Below are 1,406 nucleotides of genomic sequence, written 5' to 3' on the forward strand. Positions count from 1 at the left end.
CCCCCCCCCCCCCCCCGCGGGGGGGGGGGGGGGGGGGGGGCCGCGGGGGCCCCCCCCCCCCCCCGGCCGCCCGCCCGGGGGGGGCCCCCCCCCCGCGCCGTATCGGGCGTGCCTGTACGGTGCGGCCTCCGCGGGGGCGTACCCGTGGGCCGCGGCCTCCGCGTCGTACGGGGCGTACCCGTGGGCGCGGCCTCGGCGTCGCATCGGGCGTGCCTGCGGGTTCCGTCCTCCGCGCCGTATCAGGACCGCGCTCCGCGCACCCGTGGCCGCCCCGTCAGCGGTCCGCGCGCACGTGAACTCCGCACCCGGGGCCGCTCCGGCTGTGATCTCCGTCCGATGGCCTCCCGCCGCCCTGTTAGCCGGCGCTAACCTGCGCACATGACTGAGACTGTGCACCTTGAGGTCGCCGACGGGGTCGGCGTCATCCGCCTGGACCGCCCGCCGATGAACGCGCTGGACGTCGCGCTCCAGGACCGGCTGCGGGAGCTGGCCGACGAGGCCGCCCGCCGCGACGATGTGCGGGCCGTCGTCCTGTGGGGCGGCGAGAAGGTGTTCGCCGCCGGCGCGGACATCAAGGAAATGCAGGTCATGGACCATGCGGCGATGGTCGCGCGGGCCCGTGACCTCCAGGACGCGTTCACCGCCGTGGCCCGCATCCCCAAGCCCGTGGTGGCGGCCGTGACCGGGTACGCGCTCGGCGGCGGCTGCGAACTCGCGCTCTGTGCCGACTACCGGATCGCCGCCGACAACGCCAAGCTCGGCCAGCCCGAGATCCTGCTCGGCGTCATCCCCGGCGCCGGCGGCACCCAGCGCCTGCCCCGGCTCATCGGCCCCTCCAAGGCCAAGGACCTGATCTTCACCGGGCGCATGGTCAAGGCGGACGAGGCGCTCGCCCTGGGACTCGTGGACCGCGTCGTGCCGGCGGCCGAGGTCTACGAGCAGGCGCACGCCTGGGCGGCGCGGCTCGCCCAGGGCCCCGCGATTGCGCTGCGCGCGGCCAAGGAGGCGGTGGACGCGGGGCTGGAGGCCGACATCGACACCGGCCTCGCCATCGAACGCACTTGGTTCGCCGCGCTGTTCGCGACCGAGGACCGGGAGATCGGCATGCGCAGCTTCGTGGCGGAAGGGCCGGGCAAGGCCAAGTTCAACTGACGGGACGGGACGGGACGGGACGAGACGGGACGAGACGGGGCGGGGACGGGGCCGGGTCGGCCGCCGGGGCCGGGGCCGGCCGTGGCCCCGACCGCCCGCGGGGGGGGGGGCCCGTACGGGCCCCCCCCCCGGGCCCCCCCCCCCCCCCGGGCGTGGGGCGGGGGGGGGGGGGGGGTGCGGGAGATGCCGCCTGGGCACCCGGTGCGGTGAGCACCGCCGCGGCGATCAGTACGGGCGCTGCGACGGCGCGCAGC

The 1,406-nt window shown here is 78.0% G+C and carries 2 protein-coding genes and 1 pseudogene; 1 reads left to right on the forward strand and 2 read right to left on the reverse strand.

The genetic code is table 11. The features are described from left to right. Positions 1-204 (reverse strand): hypothetical protein (locus AAHZ94_RS34090; RefSeq protein ID WP_349997559.1); only part of this gene is annotated, 204 nt, incomplete at its 3' end. Between the two features lie 174 nt (positions 205-378). Between AAHZ94_RS34090 and AAHZ94_RS34095 the strand changes: the two genes are divergently transcribed. After that, positions 379-1,152, forward strand: coding sequence for an enoyl-CoA hydratase/isomerase family protein (locus AAHZ94_RS34095; RefSeq protein ID WP_349997560.1), 774 nt, complete (start codon positions 379-381; stop codon positions 1,150-1,152). Here the strand turns inward: AAHZ94_RS34095 and AAHZ94_RS34100 are convergent. Beyond that, a pseudogene (locus tag AAHZ94_RS34100) lies at positions 1,145-1,406 on the reverse strand (hypothetical protein); the annotation flags it as partial. The gene AAHZ94_RS34095 and the pseudogene AAHZ94_RS34100 overlap by 8 nt on opposite strands.

This window comes from Streptomyces sp. HSW2009, from assembly GCF_040240285.1.
Classification (GTDB): Bacteria; Actinomycetota; Actinomycetes; order Streptomycetales; family Streptomycetaceae; genus Streptomyces.